At 69.8% G+C, this 20,784-nt stretch carries 19 protein-coding genes; 5 read left to right on the forward strand and 14 right to left on the reverse strand.

Annotation, left to right across the window (positions count from 1 at the left end):
- Positions 1-7 precede the first annotated feature (7 nt).
- Complete coding sequence (locus tag ACTWNK_RS31730; protein WP_474308587.1) at positions 8-646, forward strand: DedA family protein; 639 nt, start codon at positions 8-10, stop codon at positions 644-646.
- Here the strand turns inward: ACTWNK_RS31730 and dxs are convergent.
- Complete coding sequence (gene dxs, locus ACTWNK_RS31735; protein ID WP_474308588.1) at positions 591-2,522, reverse strand: 1-deoxy-D-xylulose-5-phosphate synthase; 1,932 nt, start codon at positions 2,520-2,522, stop codon at positions 591-593. The genes ACTWNK_RS31730 and dxs overlap by 56 nt on opposite strands.
- 101 nt (positions 2,523-2,623) lie before the next feature.
- Between dxs and ACTWNK_RS31740 the strand changes: the two genes are divergently transcribed.
- The 3 genes from ACTWNK_RS31740 to ACTWNK_RS31750 all read left to right on the forward strand — a co-directional run bounded on the left by ACTWNK_RS31740 (position 2,624) and on the right by ACTWNK_RS31750 (position 5,183).
- Positions 2,624-3,445 carry a neutral zinc metallopeptidase gene (locus tag ACTWNK_RS31740; protein WP_474308589.1) on the forward strand — a complete coding sequence of 274 codons (822 nt, stop codon included), beginning with the start codon at positions 2,624-2,626 and terminating at the stop codon, positions 3,443-3,445.
- Positions 3,446-3,485: 40 nt separating this feature from the next.
- The gene (locus ACTWNK_RS31745) at positions 3,486-4,265 is read left to right on the forward strand and encodes a neutral zinc metallopeptidase (RefSeq protein WP_474308590.1); all 780 of its coding nucleotides are present in this window, start codon (positions 3,486-3,488) and stop codon (positions 4,263-4,265) included.
- Positions 4,266-4,364: 99 nt separating this feature from the next.
- Positions 4,365-5,183 (forward strand): neutral zinc metallopeptidase, encoded by an 819-nt coding sequence (locus tag ACTWNK_RS31750; RefSeq protein WP_474308591.1) that lies wholly within the window; start codon positions 4,365-4,367, stop codon positions 5,181-5,183.
- Between the two features lie 4 nt (positions 5,184-5,187).
- Here ACTWNK_RS31750 and ACTWNK_RS31755 read toward each other — a convergent pair whose 3' ends face one another.
- The 13 genes from ACTWNK_RS31755 to ACTWNK_RS31815 form a co-directional block, all read right to left on the reverse strand.
- The gene (locus tag ACTWNK_RS31755; RefSeq protein ID WP_474308592.1) at positions 5,188-5,376 is read right to left on the reverse strand and encodes a hypothetical protein; all 189 of its coding nucleotides are present in this window, start codon (positions 5,374-5,376) and stop codon (positions 5,188-5,190) included.
- Between the two features lie 117 nt (positions 5,377-5,493).
- Complete coding sequence (locus ACTWNK_RS31760; RefSeq protein WP_474308593.1) at positions 5,494-5,979, reverse strand: hypothetical protein; 486 nt, start codon at positions 5,977-5,979, stop codon at positions 5,494-5,496.
- 121 nt (positions 5,980-6,100) lie between these two features.
- A complete protein-coding gene (locus ACTWNK_RS31765) occupies positions 6,101-6,232 on the reverse strand; it encodes a hypothetical protein (protein WP_474308594.1) in 132 nt (43 codons plus the stop codon).
- A 928-nt stretch (positions 6,233-7,160) separates the two neighbouring features.
- Complete coding sequence (locus tag ACTWNK_RS31770) at positions 7,161-7,415, reverse strand: hypothetical protein (RefSeq protein WP_474308595.1); 255 nt, start codon at positions 7,413-7,415, stop codon at positions 7,161-7,163.
- Between the two features lie 444 nt (positions 7,416-7,859).
- Positions 7,860-9,152: an ROK family transcriptional regulator gene (locus tag ACTWNK_RS31775; protein ID WP_474308596.1), complete on the reverse strand. Its 1,293-nt coding sequence runs from the start codon at positions 9,150-9,152 to the stop codon at positions 7,860-7,862.
- 35 nt (positions 9,153-9,187) lie between these two features.
- Positions 9,188-10,474 (reverse strand): sugar ABC transporter permease, encoded by a 1,287-nt coding sequence (locus ACTWNK_RS31780; protein WP_474308597.1) that lies wholly within the window; start codon positions 10,472-10,474, stop codon positions 9,188-9,190.
- Entirely contained in the window at positions 10,471-11,235 is a 765-nt protein-coding gene (locus ACTWNK_RS31785; RefSeq protein WP_474308598.1) for an ATP-binding cassette domain-containing protein, read from the reverse strand. The genes ACTWNK_RS31780 and ACTWNK_RS31785 overlap by 4 nt, the downstream gene beginning before the upstream one ends.
- 110 nt (positions 11,236-11,345) lie before the next feature.
- Positions 11,346-12,467 carry a sugar ABC transporter substrate-binding protein gene (locus tag ACTWNK_RS31790; RefSeq protein ID WP_474308599.1) on the reverse strand — a complete coding sequence of 374 codons (1,122 nt, stop codon included), beginning with the start codon at positions 12,465-12,467 and terminating at the stop codon, positions 11,346-11,348.
- 270 nt (positions 12,468-12,737) lie between these two features.
- Positions 12,738-13,463 (reverse strand): sulfite exporter TauE/SafE family protein, encoded by a 726-nt coding sequence (locus ACTWNK_RS31795; protein ID WP_474308600.1) that lies wholly within the window; start codon positions 13,461-13,463, stop codon positions 12,738-12,740.
- A 105-nt stretch (positions 13,464-13,568) separates the two neighbouring features.
- Entirely contained in the window at positions 13,569-13,778 is a 210-nt protein-coding gene (locus ACTWNK_RS31800) for a hypothetical protein (protein ID WP_474308602.1), read from the reverse strand.
- Positions 13,779-14,024: 246 nt separating this feature from the next.
- Entirely contained in the window at positions 14,025-16,751 is a 2,727-nt protein-coding gene (gene acnA, locus ACTWNK_RS31805; RefSeq protein ID WP_474308603.1) for an aconitate hydratase AcnA, read from the reverse strand.
- A 160-nt stretch (positions 16,752-16,911) separates the two neighbouring features.
- Positions 16,912-17,640, reverse strand: a complete 729-nt coding sequence (locus ACTWNK_RS31810; RefSeq protein WP_474308604.1) for a metal-dependent hydrolase — start codon at positions 17,638-17,640, stop codon at positions 16,912-16,914.
- 551 nt (positions 17,641-18,191) lie between these two features.
- Complete coding sequence (locus ACTWNK_RS31815; RefSeq protein WP_474308605.1) at positions 18,192-19,886, reverse strand: MFS transporter; 1,695 nt, start codon at positions 19,884-19,886, stop codon at positions 18,192-18,194.
- Positions 19,887-19,949: 63 nt separating this feature from the next.
- On the opposite strand from ACTWNK_RS31815, the gene ACTWNK_RS31820 reads away from it, so the two are divergent.
- Complete coding sequence (locus ACTWNK_RS31820; RefSeq protein ID WP_474308606.1) at positions 19,950-20,510, forward strand: CGNR zinc finger domain-containing protein; 561 nt, start codon at positions 19,950-19,952, stop codon at positions 20,508-20,510.
- Positions 20,511-20,784: the final 274 nt, after the last annotated feature.

Below are 20,784 nucleotides of genomic sequence, written 5' to 3' on the forward strand. Positions count from 1 at the left end.
TGGAAGGATGCTCAACGACGTCCTGGAACTCCTGGCGAACGCCGAGATCGGTGTGGTCTGGCCGCTCATGCTGGCCTTCCTCACCCTCGACGCCTCCGTCGGCATCGGCCTGGTGGTGCCGGGCGACGCCCTGCTCATCGTCGCGGGCACGACGGCGTCGGGGCCGGGCGAGGCGGCGGCGCTGATGGCCGCGGGCATCCTGGCCTGCTTCGCCGGAGCGTCGAGCGGCCACTGGCTCGGCGCCAGGTACGGCGGGCGACTGCGGGCCGGGCGGCTCGGGCGCAGGATCGGCGAGGAGCGGTGGGAGCGGGCCGAGGCGCTGCTCGGGCGCAGCGGGTGGGCGCTGGCGCTGGCCTACTTCCTGCCGGTCGTGCACGCGCTGACGCCCGCCGCCGCCGGGGCGCTCGGCATGCCGTACCGGAGGTTCATGCCGTGGGCGATGGCGGGGGCGGTGGCGTGGGTGTGCGGTTATGTGACGCTGGGGGCGCTGTCGGCGGGGGTCGTGCGGGAGCACGCCGAGTTGCTGGTGCCCGTCGCGGCCGCGGCGGCGCTGATCATCGTTGCCGTGTCCGCCGCGGTCCGCAGGGCGCTCAGTGCGCGGGGTGGTCGACGAGAGCGGGCGAGCGCTTCGCCACCGCCTCGGTGATCTCGCGGGCCAGGTCCTGACCGGTCAGGCCGATCTGCCCGAGGATCTTGGCGCGCTTGGCGTGGTCGAGGAAGCGCTGCGGGATGCCGAACGTGCGCACCGGTACGTCGACGTCGGCGTCGCGCAGCAGCCGGGCGACCGCGTCGCCGACGGCGCCGACCCTGCCGTTGTCCTCCACGACCGCGACCAGCTTGTGCGCGGCCGCGGCGGGCACGAGCGCCTCGTCGAGCGGCTTGACCCAGCGCGGGTCGACGACGGTGGCCGAGATGCCCTGGGCGTCGAGCAGGGTCGCCGCCTCCAGGCAGACCTGGACCATCGGCCCGACGCCGACCAGCAGCACGTCGGGCTCGCCCGAGCGCAGCACGTCCATGTCGCCGAGCTTGCCGACGGCCTCGACGCTCTCGGCGACGGGCCCCTTGGGGAAGCGCAGCACGGTGGGCGCGTCGTCGACGGCGAGCGCCTCGCGCAGCAGCTCGGCCACGCGCTCGCCGTCACGCGGCACCGCCACCCGCAGGCCGGGCACGACCTGGAGGATCGACAGGTCCCACATGCCGTTGTGGCTGGCGCCGTCGTCACCGGTCACGCCCGCGCGGTCGAGCACGACCGTGACGGGCAGGCGGTGCAGGGCGACGTCCATCAGCAGCTGGTCGAAGGCCCGGTTGAGGAAGGTCGCGTAGACGGCGACGACCGGGTGCAGCCCGCCCATGGCCAGACCGGCCGCACTGGTGAGCGCGTGCTGCTCGGCGATGCCGACGTCGTAGATGCGGTCGGGATAGGCGTCGGCGAAGGCGTTGAGGCCGGTCGGGTGCAGCATGGCCGCGGTGATGGCGACCACGTCGTCGCGCTCGGCGCCGATCCGGACCAGCTCTTCGCTGAAGGTGTTGGTCCAGATGCGGCCCTTGGGCTTCTCGGTGCCGGTGGCCGGGTCGAAGGCGCCGGGCGAGTGGAACTGGTCCTCGTCGTGCTGCTCGGCGGGCGCGTAGCCTCGGCCCTTCTGCGTCAGCACGTGCACGATGACGGGACCGCCGAAGGCCTTGGCCTTGCGCAGGGCGACCTCGACGGCCTGCTCGTCGTGGCCGTCGATCGGGCCGACGTACTTCAGGCCGAGGTCCTCGAACATGACCTGGGGGGCCAGGACGTCCTTGACGCCCTTCTTGAAGCCGTGGAGCGCGTCGTAGAGCGGCTCGCCGACGACCGGCACCCGCGAGACGTTGGACTTGATGAACTCCAGCGCGTGCTCGTAGCGCTGGGTCATCCGCAGCGAGGCCAGATGGCTGGCCAGCCCGCCGATGGTCGGGGAGTAGGAGCGGCCGTTGTCGTTGACGACGATCACACAGGGCAGGTCCTTGACGCCCGCGATGTTGTTGAGCGCCTCCCAGGCCATGCCGCCGGTCAGCGCGCCGTCACCGATGATCGCCACCGCGGTGCGCTCGCGCTCGCCGCGCAGCTTGAACGCCTTGGCCAGGCCGTCGGCGTAGGACAGCGCGGTGGAGGCGTGGGAGTTCTCGACGAAGTCGTGCTCGGACTCGGCCCGGCTCGGGTAGCCGGACAGGCCGCCCTCCTGCTTGAGGTCGTCGAAGCGCAGGGCCCTGCCGGTGAGCATCTTGTGCACGTAGGCCTGGTGACCGGTGTCCCAGATCACCGGGTCGCCGGGCGAGTCGAAGACCCTGTGCACGGCGATCGTCAACTCCACGACGCCCAGATTGGGGCCCAGATGACCCCCGTTTCGCGCACACGATCCGACGAGCAGATCCCGGATCTCCCTCGCCAGTCGTGGCAGCTCCCCGACGTCCAGCCGCTTGACGTCGTGTGGTCCCTTGATCGTGGCCAACAGCCCGCTCACGGAATCATCCCCTCTGCTCACTCGCTGACGCATCGAGTCTAGTTCGCGTGGCGGCCGATGCCCCCGACTGGCCGAACTCCGCCCCATTTACCCAGTCTTGACCTAGGGTAATGCCCACTATGAACACTCTCCCCATGAGGAAACTCTCGTCACTCGTGGCCGCAGGTCTCGTTCTGGCGCTGTGCGGGGCAGGTACGGCCGTGGCCGAGGCCAAGCCCGCGACACAGGAGCAGCAGTCCATAGCGCCGCCCCGTGGCAGAGCGGCCGCGACGCACAGCCCGCTGTACAAGACCGGTCAGCTCGCCGACTCGGGGTGTGCGCCCGGCGAGATCACCCGAGGAAGTACGCAGGCCTACCGCAACTTCCTGGCGACCTTCACCAACTGTCTCAACCGCTCCTGGGCCGCGCAGTTCAAGAAGGCCGGTCTCGCCTTCAGCAAGCCCCGGCTGCGTATCGTGACGACGAAGCGGGTCAACAGCCCGTGCGCCCGTTACATGCAGAAGGGCGCCGCGGGCATCTACTGCTCCGCCGACCGCACCATGTACATGTTGATCACCAAGTTCGAGCTGCGCAATCCGTTCCCGCTCGGCATCGGCAGGCTGATGGCGCACGAGTACGCCCATCACGTCCAGGAGATCTCCGGCATGGGCCTCTGGTACCGCCAGAGCATCCACCGGGCCCGCACCTCGGTGCGCCTCGACTACTCGCGCCGCCTCGAACTGCAGGCCGAGTGCCTGTCGTCGGTGTTCATGCGCACGATCGAGGACACGCTGCCCGTCAGGCCCGAGGACTGGCAGAGCGTCGTGAAGTGGTTCCACGACAGCGGTCACAAGGGCTGGGCGGAGAACGACCACGGCAAGGGCCCGACCCAGGCCTTCTGGATGGAACGCGGCTGGACCTACGCCCAGCCCACCGCCTGCAACACCTGGACCGTCGGGGCCAAGTACGTGACCTGACCTGCACGCTTTCCCTTTTCTTCGTCTAAGGTGCCTATTCATGCGTACCCCCCTATTTGCCCTACTTGCCGGTGTGCTGGCCAGTGTGTTGTTCGCCGGTACGGCGACCGCCACGACGGCGGAGGCGGCCCCGGTCTACAAGCCTGTCCTCACCAAGAACCCGATCTACAAGACCGGTGAGATGAACCTCAAGGAGTGTGAGGAGCAGCCGCTGGCCGGAGGCGACCTCGACGGGGCGCGCGTCTACCTCGAGTTCGTGCTCGAATGCCTCAACACCTCCTGGAGCCAGCAGCTCAAGAAGGTCGGCATCCCGTTCGCCAAGCCGAAGTTCTCCGTCGTGAACGCGCCGGGCAAGGCTTCGACCTGTGGCAAGTTCCCCCGTGGCGCCCAGGCCGTCTATTGCCCCAACAAGCGTGCGATCGTGTTCCTGCTCGACCCGGGCATTCTTTCCGAGCCGACCGAGCTTTTCCTGTTCGAGGTGATGGCGCACGAGTACGGCCACCACGTGCAGGAGCTGACCGGGATGTTCAAGGTCGTCGATGTGTACAAGGGCAAGAGCAAGGCCCGCATCTACGACGAGAGCCGCCGGATCGAGCTGCAGGCCGAGTGCTTCTCCGCGGCCTTCATCGGCAGCGTGTGGCACTCGCTCGGCCGCCGCGACTGGGACTTCCGCTACATCGTCAAGGTCGCCCAGACCGGCTTCGACTACACCAGCCACGGCAAGGCGGCCAACATCGCCTACTGGTTGCAGCGCGGTTTCGACGCCGAGTCGCCCAACGCGTGCAACACCTGGTCGGCACCCAAGTCGAAGGTCTCCTGAGCCCCCGGGCCCCCTGGCTCCAATAGCCGGAGTTCCAGGGGGCCCAATGTCCCAGGTCTACCGAAATTTCAGGACATCTGTGCCCTAAGATCCGCGACCATGCGTTTCCCCCTCGCCGCGATGGCGACATGCATGATCGCGGGCCTGATCGTCGTGATCCCCGGCCTTCCCGCCGCCGCCTCGCACCGCGCCGCATCCCCCTCCGGCGCCTCCTCGATGGCCTCCCCCTTGGCCTCCGCCGTGCCCGCCGTACTGGCGAAGAACCGGATCTATCGCTCCGGCGTCGCCGAGCCGATGGAGTGCGACGTCCCCGCGATCGAGCTGGGGAGCACCGCCTCGGTCAAGTCCTTCCACCGGGCCATGGCGCGCTGCGCCGACCGGTTCTGGACGACCAGGTTCAAGGCGGCCAAGCTCCGCTTCACCCCGCCCAAGCTGCAGATCACCACCTCGGCCAGATCGCTGTGCGGCAAGTTCACCGCGGGCGGCGCCCTGTACTGCCCGCAGCAGCGCACGGTCGCCATCCGCGTCACCAAGCGCGACATCACCGACCCCTACGTGATGAACATCGCCCATGCCGTCGCCCACGAGTACGGCCACCACGTCCAGCAGCTCACCGGCATGATGGACGCCTACAACGTCATGTACGGCCAGGCCGCCAAGGGCACGGCGCGCAACCGGCTGAGCCACCGGCTGGAGATGCAGGCCGAATGCCTGGCCGGCGTCTTCTACAGCGCCACCCTCGACTCCCTGGAGACCGGCATCACCTGGGAGCAGTGGCTCGAAGGCGTCAGCGCCTCCCCCGCCGACGCCGTGCACGGCAAACCGGCCAACCTCGCCCACTGGAACGACGTCGGCTACACCTCGGGATCGGCCTCCTCCTGCACCACGTGGACGGCCCCGGCGAGCAAGGTCGCCTGAGCCCTCAGCGCACCGCGAGCGCCAGCAGGCAGACGTCGTCCTCCACGTCGTCGTCGAACACGTGGCGCAGCACGCAGTCGATCGTGTGCTCGGGATCGGTGTCCCCGCAGGCGCTCGCCGCCTCCAGCAGCACGGCCGTGCCCTGGGTTCCCAGGCGCGCACACCCTGTTTCGTGGGCGTTGTGTCGCCTCATGAGCGAATCAGGGGCGGCGGCGGGCGCGCGAACGGTACGTACCGTTGCCAGAAAGGGGCGGCCTGGCGGGAGGGGGCTCCATCGGAGCCCCCTCAGCTTCGAGGCGTACGCAGGGGGTTAGAGTCCGACGAAAGTCAGGGTGGTGGGGCCGCTTGCGGAGGTGACGCCGCCGGGCTCCGCGCACGCCGTGGGGTTGAGCTGGAGGGTCGTGACAGTCTGTACGGCGGTCGTGCCCAGATAGCGGCCCGCCGTCACGGTTCCGGTGTTGACCAGGACAGTCTCACCGCCGGGCTTGGCGTTGACCGCCGCGGTCATCTGAAGCGTGCTGGTGACTCCGTCCTGCCAGGTGTAGACCTGGGTGACGACGGTGTTGCTGCCCAGCGTGCAGCTCAGGTCGCCCTGGCCGGATGTCGTGTACGAGCCGGAGGTGCTCAGCACGCCCAGCCCGGTGCAGGGTCCCACCAGCGCGCTGGTCGAGAACGACACGCTCTGCTGCGTCAGGGTGAGGCCCGGGCTGAAGGTGGTGGTCTGGTATCCGGTGCACGAGACCGCGGTCGCCGCATGCGCGGCGGCGGGAACGGCGAAGACCAGCGTGCAGGACATCAGCAAAGCCGAGACAAGGCTCAGGACGAGACGCGAGGAACGCCGGAGTTTCATCTCTTACCTTTCCGGGAGAGTGGGTACGGCCGGAGCCGGGCGAAGTCCTTCCGTCGGCTGACGCACGTCAGGGTGCCGAGGTGATCTTCAGGACGACGGCGGAGTTGATCGAGGCGACGGTGCGGAGACCAGCGGTGCACAGCAGGACGCCGGCTGCGAAGCCGGTGACCGTCTGCGCCACAGTGTCGCCGGTGAACACTCGGACAGTCGGTGATCGTGACTACCAGGGCCGCCCCCACGACGCCGATAACGGTGCCGGTGCCGGTTCGGCCTGTGTTCCGCGTGACAGTGTGGGGCGGGTTGAGGAGTACCGGGCAGGACAAACCGGGGATGCGGCCCGAGACGCTGCGCATGCCGGAGGTCAAGGCGGGCACGGTCGTAGATACGCGCGGGCCGCATCGGGTGAGACGGCAAAGGCCAGTTGCTTGGGAGGTTGAGGTCGGCGGCGGGTTGCCGGTCACCGAGCCGCCGCCCGGCGGGATACGCGTGACGTCCAGAGTGTCGGCGGCGGCGCGTTGACGCAGAGGTGGAGAGCGCCCCTGCAGGCGGGGGCGCCGCGATCGCGGCCAGAGGGGTGGCGGAGCCTGAGCATGGAGCGCTCCAATCTGCGCCGTTGCACATGGTGATCGGCCACCCCACCCTGTTCCAGGCGCTGACTCTTGGGCAGTTTCCGTTTGGCCATACCCTTGTTGCCGATCGTGCACATCATGTGTCTGGCTGTAGTCGGGTTCTGTGGGATGCGGCGACGGTCCAGGTCGGCGCGGCCACCCGGTGCCGGCCGGTGTCGGCGGCCTGAAGGACGGCGGCGACGAGGTTGGCGCGTTCGGTGTCGGACCAGGCCAGCGCCTGCTCCGCTCGCCGAACAACGCCGGTACCGGCTGGTCGAGCAGGGCGCGCAAGTGGGCTTCGGCGGTGTCCAGGCAGTACTCCAGCAGCCGGTCCACAGCCTGGGTTGCCCGTCGTCTCCAGCGAGCGCGTGGGCATGTTCAGCAGCGTGTTCGCGCGGACCAAGTCGTGCATGCCCCACCTTCCCGGCGCCGCGAAGGTGATCAGGTGTGCCACTCCCAGCTCCCGCAACTCCTGCCGCGTCCGCCCCTCCTGCTGTCCGGCCAGAGCTGCCGCGGCACTCAGGCCGATGTCCGGGGGCCAGGAGCTGCGGTCAGCAGTCGCAGCCGCCGACTCGGCTGCGGCCGGGTGTGCAGCAGGTGCGGTAGGACAGCTCCAGCGCGCCCGCACCGGCAGCGGTCCCCCTCCACCCGCGCCAGCGGCAGATCCCCGCACCACCCCGCCACCCGATCCGCATCCTGCGACTGTTCGACCGCCCGCAGATCGGCCGGGTCGCGCAGGGTCAGCGCGGTGTGCGGCAACTCCACCGAGTCCACGCGCTCCAGTACGGCCAGGTCCAGGTGGCGGGCGGGCAGCGGAGGCCAGCGTGTGACGAGAGGTCACCAGCAACCGATGACAGGAGTGCTCGGGCAACAGCGGCTGCACCTGGCCGACCGCAGCGGCGTTGTCGGCCACCGCCAAACCCCCCGCCCGCGAACCAGCCCTCACGCATCGCGTGGTGGGCGGCGACCAGGGCCAGGGAGGTCTTGCCGATCCCGCCCATCCCCCCACCGCCGACCCCACCACCCCCGACCCCATCCCGACACCACCGTCCTGGTCGCGGGCCGGGTCGAGGAAGGCCACCAACCTGCCCATCGCGCCCTCACGGCCGGTGAAACCGGCCGGAGGGGCAGGCAATCTGGCACAACTGGACCATCGGAGCACCCGTGAAACGGCCCCTGACCGCCTGCGACCACTAATTCGAATTTCACATCAACGATCTAGCCGCTCACCCTGGCCAGCACCTCAAGGGGATCGGACAGCACCTGGGCGAAGGCCATCTCGGCCGCGCCGACCAGTGTGGCGTCGTCGCCGAGCGCCGAGGTACGCAGCCGCAGCCGCTCGCGGGAGGCGGCCAGCGCGTCGACGGCCAGCCTGCTGCGCACCTGGGCGGCCGAGCCCAGGTAGACCTCGCGCAACATACCGCCGAAGATCACCATTTCCGGGTTGAAGATGTTGACCAGGTTCGCCACACCGAGGCCGAGCCAGTCGCCGACCCTGCTGAGCGCCGCCTGGGCCACGATGTCACCCCTGTCGGCCGCGTCGACGACCGCGCGCACGGCCTCACGCCCCGCGACCTGGCCGCCGAACCGGCCCGCCGCCTCCAGCAGCGCACGCTCGCCCACCTCGGCCTCGAGACAGCCGCGCGAGCCGCACCCGCACGGCCGCCCGCCCGGGTGCACGACCATGTGCCCGACCTCGCCGCCGTAACCCGCGTGCCCGCCGAGCAGGTGGCCGCCGGTGATGACGCCGCCGCCGATGCCCACGTCGCCGTGCAGGTAGACCAGGTCACGGCAGCCCGCGCCCACGCCTCTGGTCTGCTCGGCCAGCGCCGCCAGGTTCGCGTCGTTGCCGACGCCCACCGGCAGGCCGAGTGCGATCCGGCGGCCGAGCGCCTCACCGAAGGGCAGGCCCGCGCCGCCCTCGCCGAGCAGCCCGCCTCGGGAGCCGCTGGCGGGCAGTGCGGCGCCCGAAGGCGGCACGGGCTCGTCGCCGACCCCGCCGGAGGCCAGGTTCGGGCCGAACCTGATGGCGCCGTCGCCCTTGCTCACCCCGCCGGACACCGCCGCCGCCGCGCCCACGCACACGGTGTCCGAGCGTGTCTTGCGGTGGATCTGGCGGGTGAACCCGGCCAGGATGCCGATGACCTCCTCCATGTCGAAGGGGCCGCGCCCGCGCCTGCTCTCCCTGCGGTCCAGGATGACGCCGCCGAGCCCGACCCTGGCCACGGCCAGCCGGTCGACGCCGACGTCGAAGGCGAAGACGTAGACGCGCGCCGACTCCGGGCGCACCACCAGCGAGGGCCGTCCGGCCCGGCCCGTCTCGCGCGGCAGCTCCTCGCGGACCAGGCCGGCCGCCGTGAGGTCGGCGGTCAGCGCCATGATCGTGCTGCGGTTGAGCCCCAGCCTGGTGGTCAGCTCGGCGCGGGAGACCGGGCCGCCCAGATGGACATGGCTCAGCAGGGCGCCGAGGTTGTGGCGCCTGATGTCCTCCTGGGACGGACCGGCCCGCATCGTCTGTCGTTCCTCGAATGGTCGTGGGTCGCTGATCACCTTAGACCAGCGGCGGCCGCCCGCTTGCGCGACAGCGCGTCCACGCCCGCCGCCAGCAGCAGGACCGTTCCCGTGACCATGTACTTGACGCTGGAGCCGTACCCCATGAGCGCCATGCCGTTCTCGATGACCGCGATGACCGCGCCGCCGAGCACCGCGTCGGCGATCCTGCCCTTGCCGCCGAACAGGCTGGTGCCGCCGATGACCGCCGCGCCGACGGCGTAGAGCAGCACGGTGCTGCCGCCGGTGTTCGGGTCGACCGAGCTGGCCTTGGAGGCGGCGATGACACCGCCGATCGCGGCCATCGCCGAGCAGATGACGAAGGCGCTGATCTTGATCTTGTGCACGCCGATGCCGGCCCTGCGCGCGGCCTCGGCGTTGCCGCCGACCGCGTAGACGTGCCGCCCGAACGCCGTACGGCGCAGCACGAACGTGCCCACCAGGAACAGCACCAGGATGATCGGCACCACGATCGGCACGCCGCTGAGCGAGACGACCTCCGGGTTGCGGCTGCGCTCCAGGTTCAGCGCGTAGACCGCGCCGCCCGCCAGCACGGCCAGGACGCCGACCCTGGCCGCGATCAGCGAGAACGGCTCGGCGACCAGTCCGCGCCCGGCCCTGCTGCGCGCCCGCAGGAGTTGCACGGCGGCGTATCCCGCGACGCACACCGCGTACAGCGCCCAACCGGCGGCGACCGGCAGGTTCCTGTTCTCGATGGCGACGATGACCGAGTCCCTGATGGAGATGTTCGTGCCCTCGTCGACCAGGGCGAGCACGAGGCCCTGGAAGGCGAGGAAGGCGGCGAGCGTCACCACGAACGACGGGATGCCGCCCTTGGCGACGAGTGTCCCGATCGCGATCCCGATGACGGCCCCGGTCAGGACGGCCGCCGCGACGGCCACGTACCAGGGCAGCCCGAAGGCGGTCAGCAGGACGGCGAGCACCGCCGCGCACACCCCGCTGGCGAACCCGGCCGACAGGTCGATCTCGCCGATGAGCAGGACGAACACCAGGCCCATCGCGATCACGGTGACCGGGGCGCCCTGGGTGAAGAGGTTGGCGAAGTTGCCCGCCGTGAGGAAGACGGGCCGCAGCGCGGTGAAGACCACGCAGAGCACGACCAGCCCGAGCACGGCCGGGAGCGCGCCCATGTCGCCGCCCCTGATCCGCTCGGCGTACGCCCTGGCGCTGCGCCCGATCGAGGGCGACTGGGCGGCGGCCGCGAGCGCGTCGCCCGGCAGGTCCTTGGCCCGGTTCCTGCCCAGGTTCATGCCGAGGTTCATGCCGCGCCTCCGTTGCCGAGGCCGAGCTCGCCGCTGCGGCCCGATGTGATGAGCTCGACGACCTGGGCGTGCGTCACGTCGGAGGTCCGGACCTGGGCGGCCATCCGCCCCAGGTAGAGCGCCGCGATCCGGTCGGACACGGCGAACACGTCGTTCATGTTGTGCGAGATCAGGACGACGGCCAGGCCCTTGTCGGCGAGCCGCCGGACCAGCTCCAGCACCTGGGCGGTCTGGGCGACGCCGAGCGCGGCGGTGGGTTCGTCCAGGATGACGACCTTGCTGTTCCACAGCACGGCCTTGGCGATGGCCACCGTCTGGCGCTGGCCGCCCGACAGGCTGGAGACCTGCTGCCTGATGGACTTCACCGTCCTGACCGAGAGGCCGGACAGCGTGCGCTCGGCCATCTCCTCCATCGTGGCCTCGTCCAGGACGAGACCTCGCTTGGCCTCCCTGCCGAGGAACATGTTCTGCACGATGTCGAGGTTGTCGCACAGGGCGAGGTCCTGGTAGACGATCTCGATGCCGAGCTCGCCCGCGTGCCTGGGCCCGGTGACGTGCACGGGCCTGCCCTCGAAGAGGTAGGCGCCCGCGTCGATCGGGTGGATGCCGCCGACACACTTGACCAGGGTGGACTTGCCGGCTCCGTTGTCGCCGACCAGGGCCGTCACCTCTCCGGCATAGGCCGAGAACGCGACGTCGTGCAGCACCTGCACGGGGCCGAAGCTCTTGTCGATCCCGCGCAGTTCGAGTACGGGGTTCATGGGGACTCACTCCTCTGCGGAGAAGGCGGGGCAGGACGGGACCGGGCCCCGCCCGTACGGCCGGCGCCACACCGGGCGCCGGCCGTACGGGGGCGGTGGGCCCGGGCTCGTTACTGGATGCCCGCCTCCGTGCACTTGGCGGCGAAGTCGCCCGTGCACAGTTCCTCCTTGGTCACGAAGCCGTCGGCCACGACGTCCTTGACGGAGTCGAAGAAGACGGCCTGCGGGGTGAGCAGTTCGGCCGGGACGTCCTGGCCGGTCTCGGTGTCCTTGACCGAGCCGCTGACGGCCGGCTTCTCGCCCTTGGCCAGGGCGACCGCCAGCTTGGCCGCGCCCTCGGCCTCGGCCTTGATCGCCTTGTACACGGTCATGCACTGGTCGCCCGCGAGGATGTTCTGCAGGCCCTGGACGGTGGCGTCCTGGCCGGTGACCGGGACCTTGCCGTTGAGGTTGTTCTTCTTCAGCACGGTGATGGCGGCGTTGCCGAGACCGTCGTTGGCGGCCAGCACTCCGGCGATCTTCGACTCGCTGGTGAGCATCTGCTCGAAGATGGTGCCCGCCTGGGTGTTGTCCCAGTCGGGCACGGACTGCTCCGGTCCCTTGACGTACTCCCCGGCGTCGAACTTGGGCTTGAGCACGCCGTCGTACCCGGCCTTGAACAGCGTCGCGTTGTTGTCGGTCGGCGAGCCGTTGAGGTAGGCGACGATCGGCTTGTCGGCCTTCTTGTCGGTCAGGCACTGGGCCAGGCCCTCGCCCTGCAGGCGGCCGACGGCGGTGTTGTCGAAGCTGACGTAGTACGCGGCGCCGCCACCGAGGGTGAGCCTGTCGTAGTCGATCGTGGCCACGCCCTGCGCCTTGGCCTTGTCGAGCACGGCCTTGCCGGTGCCGCTGTCCAGGTTGACGATCATCAGGACGGTGGCGCCGTTGGTGATCATCTGGTCGGCGATCGTCTGGAAGGCGTTCTTGTCGCCCTGGGCGTTCTGGATGTCGTACTCGACGCCCGCTGCCTCGAACGCCTCCTTCAGGTACTTCCTGTCGGCCGTCTCCCAACGGGCCGACGACTTGCTGTCCGGCAGGATGACGCCGACCTTGCCCTTGGCGGCGGCCGTCGATCCCGCTGTGGCGCTCGTGCTCTGCTGGGCGGTCGTGCTGTCACCGCTCTCGCCCCCGCAGGCGGTGAGACCGAAGGTCAGCGTCACGACGGCGGCCAGGCTGAGGATCCCCTTGCGCATGTGCACGGGTCCTTTCTTGTCCAGTTTGGGGCTGGGCTGGGGGGAATGTTGCTGGCCGCAACATATTCCGGCATATGCCAGGAGTGGAAGGGGCTGACGAGTGCTAGTTTGTTGTTCCGGATAACAATCCCGAAACACCGCCTTAACCCACGACCACGCCGGGTATGTCCGGTACGCCGCTGCCACTGGGGACACACGTGTGGGGCGGCATTGGAGGTGGCGAGAGGCCAGCCGGGAGATTCGGAACTCGGGGATGCGGTCGGAGGCGCCTCAGCCGAGGAGGCTTTGGGTGATCAGTGCTGCCGCCGACACCGCCGCGACCGTCAGGATCGCCGCCCGCACCCGTCCCCCGTCCAGATACCGCCGCAGCGGCCCCGACACCAGGAACCCCGCCACGAGGAACGGCACCAGCCCCACCCCGAACAGCACCGCCCGCACCGGCAGCCGATCGACCACCCACAAAACGCCCAGCGACTGCACGGCGCTCACCAGGAAGAACATCGCCAGCGTCGCCCGGACCTCAGGCCCCTTGGCGTCCTGGTACACCAGCGCGATCGGCGGCCCGCCGATCCCCGTCGCCGTCCCCGTGATCCCCGAGACGAACCCCGCCATCGCCGTCGTCCCCCGCGTGCGCGCCACCCCCACCGCCCGCGCCGTGAGCCCCACCGCGACGAGCACCATCGTCCCGACGAACACCCCCAGCACCGCCACCGACACCTGCACCACGACCAGCGCCCCGACCGCCGCGCCCGGCAACCGCCCGAGCAGCGCCCACCCCACACCACGCCAGTCCACCCGCCGCCACTCCCCCGCCAGGGTGAACAGCGGCAACGTCACATTCACCACCTGCACGGCCCCCGGCACCACACCCGGGTCGAGCATCGTCACGACCGGCGCGACCACCAGCCCCAGCCCGAACCCCACACCGCCCTGAACCACGGCCCCCACGAACACAGCCAGCCCAGCGGCCAGCAAGACCACGACATCTACCCCCATGCTGGGACACCGTAGCGCCCTCGGCATGCCACGCTCTCCCCGCCCTCGGGCCGGCGCTTCCCACCTGCCGACCCGAGCTCGGGAACGTTCCAGACGCCAGTGGCATCAGGCGTGCGAAAGCAGGCGATCCAGCGCGGCGTCCACCGTCGTGCCGAGGCTCTCGATGCTCGCCCGCAGCCGGGCCGCCTCCCGCTCCTCCCAGGCCAGCACGGCATCGATGAGAGACTCGTGCCCGCCGATCGCGACCGACACCTTGCGTCTGTTCACCATTCGTGTGGCGACGGTCCCCGAAAACTCCCAGTCGCTGAGCGCCATGACAGCCTCCCTCTTGCAGACCCGACGACAACCCCAGACCGACCCCACCCCACTGCCCACCCCACCCAAGGATATTCCCCACCAGAAGCCCTTCCGCACCTGGCCGGAACGGCGAATGCCGCCCCGGGAACGTGTGGTTCGCGGGGCGGCATTCGGTGGGTCGGGTGTATCCCCCCGAGTGGGGCGCTTGAGGGTCGCGCCCCGCCGCGCCGCCGTACGGGCGGCGCGGCTCCTGCGGTTCGTCGCTCAGCTCTTGGCGAGCAGCGAGCGCAGGACGTACTGCATGATGCCGCCGTGGCGGTAGTAGTCCGCCTCGCCGGGCGTGTCGATGCGCACGACGGCGTCGAACTCGACGTCGCCCGCCTTGACGTGCACGGTGGCGGGGATGACGCCCTTGTTGAGCTCCTCGACGCCGGTGAAGTCGAAGCTCTCCTCGCCGGTCAGGCCGAGCGACTCGGCCGTGGCCCCGGCGGGGTACTCCAGGGGCAGCACGCCCATGCCGATGAGGTTGGAGCGGTGGATGCGCTCGTAGGACTCGGCGATGACGGCGCGCACGCCGAGCAGCGCGGTGCCCTTGGCGGCCCAGTCGCGCGAGGAGCCCGAGCCGTACTCCTTGCCCGCGAGCACCACCAGAGGCGTGCCCTCGGCCGCGTAGTTGACGGAGGCGTCGTAGATGAACGACACCGGCGCGTCCGGCTGGGTGAAGTCGCGGGTGTAGCCGCCTTCGGTGCCCGCGGCGATCTGGTTGCGCAGGCGGATGTTGGCGAACGTGCCGCGGATCATGACCTCGTGGTTGCCTCGGCGCGAGCCGTAGGAGTTGAAGTCCTTGACCTCGACGCCGTTGTCGCGAAGGTACTGCGCGGCGGGCGTGCCGGGCTTGATGGAACCGGCGGGCGAGATGTGGTCGGTGGTGACCGAGTCGCCGACCTTGACCAGCACGCGGGCCCCGGCGATGTCGGTGACGGGCTCGGGCTCGGACGGCATGCCCTCGAAGTACGGCGCCTTGCGCACGTAGGTGGAGGTCGGGTCCCACTCGAAAGTGTTGCCGGTCGGGATCGGCAGCGAACGCCAGTGCTCGTCGCCCTTGAACACGTCGGCGTAGTCGCGCTCGAACATGTCACGGCCGATCGAGTCGCCGACGACCTTGCTGACCTCTTCGGGCGCGGGCCAGATGTCGGTGAGGTACACCGGCTGTCCGTCGGAGCCGAGGCCGAGCGGCTCGGTGTTGAGGTCGACGTCCATCGACCCGGCGAGCGCGTAGGCGACCACCAGCGGCGGCGAGGCCAGGTAGTTCATCTTCACGTCGGGGTTGATGCGCCCCTCGAAGTTGCGGTTGCCCGACAGCACGGCGGTGACGGCCAGGTCGTTGGCCTGGATGGCCGCCGAGATCTCCTCGGGCAGCGGGCCCGAGTTGCCGATGCAGGTCGTGCACCCGTAGCCGACGAGGTTGAAGCCCAGCTTGTCGAGGTACGGCTGCAGCCCGGAACGCTCGAAGTAGCCGGTGACGACCTGCGACCCGGGCGCCAGCGAGGTCTTGACCCACGGCTTGCGGGTCAGGCCCTTGTCGACGGCGTTCTTGGCCAGCAGGGCCGCGCCGATCATGACGTACGGGTTGGAGGTGTTGGTGCACGAGGTGATCGCCGCGATCGTGACCACGCCGTGGTCGATCTCGAACGAGGTGCCGTCGGCCAGCGTGACCGGCACCGGCCGGTGCGGGCGGCCCGCGCTCTGGGCGGGGGCGTCGGAGGCGGGGAAGCTCTCCTTGCCCGCCTCGTCGTCGGCGACGTAGTTGGAGACGTCGTGCCGCCAGGTCTGCTTGGCCGCGGTGAGCTCGATGCGGTCCTGCGGGCGCTTGGGGCCGGCGATCGAGGGCACGACGGTGGCCAGGTCGAGCTCGATGTACTCGGAGAAGACCGGCTCGGGGCCCTGCGGGTCGAGCCAGAGGCCCTGCTCCTTGGCGTAGGCCTCGACGAGCGCGATCTGCTCCTCGGTGCGGCCGGTCAGGCGCAGGTAGTCGGTGGTCTGGCCGTCGATCGGGAAGATGGCGCAGGTGGAGCCGAACTCGGGGCTCATGTTGCCGATCGTGGCCCGGTTGGCCAGCGGCACGCTGGAGACGCCCTCGCCGTAGAACTCGACGAACTTGCCGACGACGCCGTGCTTGCGCAGCATCTCGGTGATCGTCAGCACCAGGTCGGTGGCGGTGGCCCCGGCGGGCAGCTTGCCGGTCAGCTTGAAGCCGACCACGCGCGGGATCAGCATGGAGATCGGCTGGCCGAGCATCGCGGCCTCGGCCTCGATGCCGCCGACGCCCCAGCCCAGGACGCCGATGCCGTTCTCCATCGTGGTGTGGGAGTCGGTGCCGACGCACGTGTCGGGGTAGGCGCGCAGCACGCCGCCGACCTCGCGGGTCATGACCGTGCGGGCCAGGTGCTCGATGTTGACCTGGTGCACGATGCCGGTGCCGGGCGGCACGACCTTGAACTCGTCGAACGCGGTCTGGCCCCAGCGCAGGAACTGGTAGCGCTCCCTGTTGCGTTCGTACTCCCGCTCCACGTTGCGCTGGAAGGAGTCGGGGTGGCCGAAGAAGTCGACGATGACCGAGTGGTCGATGACCATCTCGGCGGGTGCCAGCGGGTTGATCTTCGCCGGGTCGCCGCCGAGGTCGCGTACGGCCTCGCGCATGGTGGCCAGGTCGACGACACAGGGCACGCCGGTGAAGTCCTGCATGATCACACGGGCGGGCGTGAACTGGATCTCCACACTCGGCACCGCCTCGGGGTCCCAGCCACCCAGCGCGCGGATGTGGTCGGCGGTGATGTTCGCGCCGTCCTCGGTGCGGAGGAGGTTCTCCAGAAGGATCTTCAGGCTGTACGGGAGGCGGGCAGCGCCCTCGACGGCGTCCAGCCGGAAAATCTCGTACGACGCGTCGCCGACGCGTAGCGTGTCACGGCTGCCGAAGCTGTTCGCGGACACGGTGATTCGCCTCCTCCATAGACCAATGGCTTACTCAAATCCTGCCGCACGCCTCGACCGCATCGAACAGTAAGGCAACCCTAACTTGCTGGTCGCAGCAGGTGTCTCGACATCAAGATATCTCCCCAGGTATCTCGACATCAACAACGACCTGACCGGCTCAGACAGGCACCAGCCGCCAGTAGAGGAGTCCCAGGACGGCAATGGAGAGCACAGGGGCCAGAATCTTCTGCTCGAACTTCTGCCCGGTCTTGATCCCGATCTTGTACGGCAGGACCCAGCGGGCCGACAACGGCCAGAGCACGGGACACCCGCGTTCGGTCATGCAGTCGCCCACCGTGTGGATCAGGCAGCCCACCCCGATCGCCAGCCCCAGCCAGGCGTAGCCCACCTCCATCGACCGGAACACCACGAACAGCCCGGCCGTCATGAGGATGTTGACCACGGCCGAGCCCAGCTTCTTGCCGGGAATGCCGATGCCGATGGCCCGGAGCGCCAGGCCGATCATCAGGACGACCAGGATGTCGCGCCCGATCGGATAGCTGTTGGCCAGCCAATGCGCCCCGAACCCCACCGCGACCGCGAAGGCCAGCGAGTGCGTCGCCCCCCGATGTCCGCCGCTCACCCAGTTGACCGCTTTGCTCAGCGCCCAGGTCAACGGGCCGAACGTCTGCGCGATCGTCGCACTCGGGTGGTCGAGGTCGGGCAGCATGGCCGCACCGGCGCACACGAGCGCTCCGGCGATCAGCTCGGTGGGTGTCAGCGCCGCGGCCATGACACCCGTGTCGATGTACCTGCTGGACTCGTTCAGCAGCGGAATGGCCGCCAGCGCCGGGGCGACACCGAGCCATGCCACAGCCCCGGTCAGCGCGTGCGAATGTCCCATCATGTCAAGATCACGCTAGGTCATCGTACGGCAAAGCGCGCATCACGTCAGGGTCACACGCCGGTACCCGGGCCGGCACCCGTACGGGCGGAGAAAACGGGAAGAATCTTCATATTCTCCATGTGTTACCCGATCCGGATAGCCGGGCTACCCGACGCCTCGGGATAGGGCTGTCTTGATAGGCGGGATACAGGGGATTGCGTCCGCGTAGACGGCGGATAGATGGGGCCCCACGGAAGATAGACGGGCGCCTCGCGGAAGGCGCGCGGAAGATAGGCGCGAGCCGGAGAGTCTCGTTTGAGGGGGCGGAGAGCGTCGTTTCGGGGAGCGGAGAGTCTCGTTTGAGGGAGTACGCCCGGGGCCTCGAACACACACGCCAGATCTCAACCTCAACGGCATCCCGGACCACAGGCGGCACAATCTTCAACTATTGCGATGCGCAGCCATTTGGGCCCCCCGGACATAAATACAGACGAGGCCGTATCCGCAGCGACAGCACCCCCCAGCCCTGCCGTCGCGGAACGACCTCGTCTGCCCTAGATAACGTACTGGTATCAGGAAGTGTTCCCGACATTCGAAGCTAATTCGTGATCTAGCTCACTCTCCCGAATTGCTTGATCGGTGACAGTCCGCAAGAAAGGCAGCACCATGAGTGCTGTCGCGGCCGCGAAGGCCCCAAAAGCCCACTGAAGTCCCATCCACTCGGCCAGCAGCCCCGCCACGGCCGCCGCGATCGGCATCGCTCCCAAAGCCACCATCCGCGACGCCGCGCCGTACCGTCCGAGCAACGCGTCGGGCACCGCCTTCTGCCCGATCGTCCGCGCGTTCACCGTCCACAACGTGCCGCCCATCCCTCCGGCGAACGCCGCCGCCCCCACCGCCCACGCCACCGGGAACACGGCCGGCACCAAGACCATGAGGAACGTCCCCACCAGATCGACGAACAGCGCCCACCGCACCCCCAGCAGCCGATTCACCACGACAACGGACGCCGCCCCCGCCAGCCCGCCCACCCCGATCGCGCTGATCAGCAGGCCGTACCCCTCCGCGCCCAGCTTCAGCACCTGCGTCGCGTAACTCGGCAACAACGCCAGCCAGGCCCCCCAGCACGCGCCCAGCACGGTGATCGTCAGGCTCAACATCCGCAGCAGCCGGTTGCCCCAGAGGAACCGCAGCCCTTCTCCGATCTCGGCGAGGACTCCGGCGGGCTGAGGGCTGGGGTGCGGGTGGGCATGCGGGTTGGGCTGATCCCGTCCGGCCGCCGCGCCCACCTCATCCGCAGACCGCCTCCCGGCCACCTGGGCTGCTTCCTGTGTCGTCCGGCGCGCCTGCTCTGCCGGGGACTCGCCTTCCTCCTTCGCTGGGACCTCGCCTTCCTCCTTCGCTGGGACCTCGCCTTCCTCCTTCGCTGGGACCTCGCCTTCCTCCTTCGCTGGGACCTCGCCTTCCTCCTTCGCTGGGACCTCGCCTTCCTCCTTCGCTGGGACCTCGCCTTCCTCCTTCGCTAGGACCTTGTCTTCCTCCGCGAATCGCTCGCCCCCTTCTCCCGGCATACGCATCCCCGTCAAGCGTTCCGTCACGCCCTCGGCTGTCTCCTTCGGCGCGGCCTGCCCTGCCCTGCCCTGGCCTGCTTCTCCTTCTCCGGCAGAGCGCTTCCCCTCCGCCGCCAGCCCTGCGGCGCGACCTGCGCGGAAGCGGCCGACCAGGAGTGCCAGCAGGACGACTCCCAGGGCGAATGCGATCGACGCCCAGCCCAGGGCCCAGGCGACTCCCAGGCCGGCGAGGAGGCCGCCGATCGCCGGGCCCGCGAACTCGTTGGCCACGGTCTCGGCACCGGCGATCCAGGCGTTGACCCGGCCCAGGCTGTGGCGTGGCACCGCGGCCGGCACCAACGCCCCGACGGCCGCCGTGACGATCACATCGGCCAGCCCCATCGCGAACGCACCCACGTACAGCCACACCAGCGTCAGCCCGTCGGCCGCCAACGCGGCCAGCAACCCGGCGGCGGCCAGCAGGCGCACCAGGTTCGCCAGAGCGGCCAGGCGCTTGCGATCACCCCTGTCGACGAGCACACCGACATGCAGCGAGGCGACGAGCCACGGCAGCGTGAGCATGACACCGACCCCCGCCACCAGTCCGGGCGACCCGGTGAGACCGACCGCCAGCAGCGGCAACGCCACCCTGGCGACCCCGTCGGCCAGGTTCGTCACCGCCGTGAAGCCGACCAGTACGATCTCGTTCCTGTTCAAGGATTAACCACCTATCGCTTTAGATGGTGAGAGCCTAACCGTCTAAGTGATTAGATGGAATACATGGACGCTTCGGAGGCCACGACGCTCTTGGCCGACTTCGCCAACACGCTGGACGTATGGGAGGACATCGAGCTGTTCCCCACGGCGGGCGCGACCGCCGACTGGCTGGCCGAACGTGGGCTGCTGCCCGGCGGGGCCGGTCTGTCCGACGGCGACTTCGCCCGAGTGCTCGCCGTACGCGCCGGGTTGCGGGAGCGGCTGCTGCTCAACAACGGGGGTGAGGCCGATGCCCTGACGATCGGCCTGGCGCAGGCCGTGCTCGACACGCTGCCTCTCGTCGCCACGCTCGGGGTCGAGGCGGCGCCCGGCGTGCCGGTGATGCCCGGCTCGCCGCCCGGCGCGGATCAGGCCCTGGCCCGGATCGCCGCCTCCTGGGTCATGAGCGTCGCCACCGGCGAGTGGGCCCGCCTCAAGCGCTGCCCGAACCACGAGTGCGCCTGCGTCTTCTGGGACTCCACCCGCAGCCGTACGCGCCGCTGGTGCACGATGAGCATCTGCGGCAACCGCGCCAAAGCCCGCACATACGCCACCCGCAACCGCCCTACCGAGACGCCCTCCTGACCCGGACCGCCAGACACTCGCCCGACGCCCTGGAACCCGCCTACCGCGCACACAGAGGTACGCGAAGGCGCAGGGGTGGGCGACGGCGCAAGCCAGGCGGAAGCGCAGGCCGGGCGGGCGGGCGGGCGGGCGCAAGGGTAGGCACAGGCAGGCCGCTCATGTGCGGGTGGGTGCGTGACGCGGCGCGGGGGCTGGGTCGCTAGCGGGGTGGGCGGCGCAGCGCACGTGAGGGGGTTGGACAGCGCCAGCGCGGGACGGCGCAGCGCGTACGAGG

This window comes from Nonomuraea sp. IBHARD001, assembly GCF_056106265.1.

Coding starts and splice junctions, on each gene's coding strand:
- ACTWNK_RS31730 (WP_474308587.1), top strand. CDS start 8: ATGCTCAACGACGTCCTGGAACTCCTGGCGAACGCCGAGATCGGTGTG.
- dxs (WP_474308588.1), bottom strand. CDS start 2,522: ATGCGTCAGCGAGTGAGCAGAGGGGATGATTCCGTGAGCGGGCTGTTG.
- ACTWNK_RS31740 (WP_474308589.1), top strand. CDS start 2,624: ATGAGGAAACTCTCGTCACTCGTGGCCGCAGGTCTCGTTCTGGCGCTG.
- ACTWNK_RS31745 (WP_474308590.1), top strand. CDS start 3,486: ATGCGTACCCCCCTATTTGCCCTACTTGCCGGTGTGCTGGCCAGTGTG.
- ACTWNK_RS31750 (WP_474308591.1), top strand. CDS start 4,365: ATGCGTTTCCCCCTCGCCGCGATGGCGACATGCATGATCGCGGGCCTG.
- ACTWNK_RS31755 (WP_474308592.1), bottom strand. CDS start 5,376: ATGAGGCGACACAACGCCCACGAAACAGGGTGTGCGCGCCTGGGAACC.
- ACTWNK_RS31760 (WP_474308593.1), bottom strand. CDS start 5,979: ATGTCCTGCACGCTGGTCTTCGCCGTTCCCGCCGCCGCGCATGCGGCG.
- ACTWNK_RS31775 (WP_474308596.1), bottom strand. CDS start 9,152: ATGCGGGCCGGTCCGTCCCAGGAGGACATCAGGCGCCACAACCTCGGC.
- ACTWNK_RS31780 (WP_474308597.1), bottom strand. CDS start 10,474: ATGAACCTCGGCATGAACCTGGGCAGGAACCGGGCCAAGGACCTGCCG.
- ACTWNK_RS31785 (WP_474308598.1), bottom strand. CDS start 11,235: ATGAACCCCGTACTCGAACTGCGCGGGATCGACAAGAGCTTCGGCCCC.
- ACTWNK_RS31790 (WP_474308599.1), bottom strand. CDS start 12,467: ATGCGCAAGGGGATCCTCAGCCTGGCCGCCGTCGTGACGCTGACCTTC.
- ACTWNK_RS31795 (WP_474308600.1), bottom strand. CDS start 13,463: ATGGGGGTAGATGTCGTGGTCTTGCTGGCCGCTGGGCTGGCTGTGTTC.
- ACTWNK_RS31800 (WP_474308602.1), bottom strand. CDS start 13,778: ATGGCGCTCAGCGACTGGGAGTTTTCGGGGACCGTCGCCACACGAATG.
- ACTWNK_RS31810 (WP_474308604.1), bottom strand. CDS start 17,640: ATGATGGGACATTCGCACGCGCTGACCGGGGCTGTGGCATGGCTCGGT.
- ACTWNK_RS31820 (WP_474308606.1), top strand. CDS start 19,950: ATGGACGCTTCGGAGGCCACGACGCTCTTGGCCGACTTCGCCAACACG.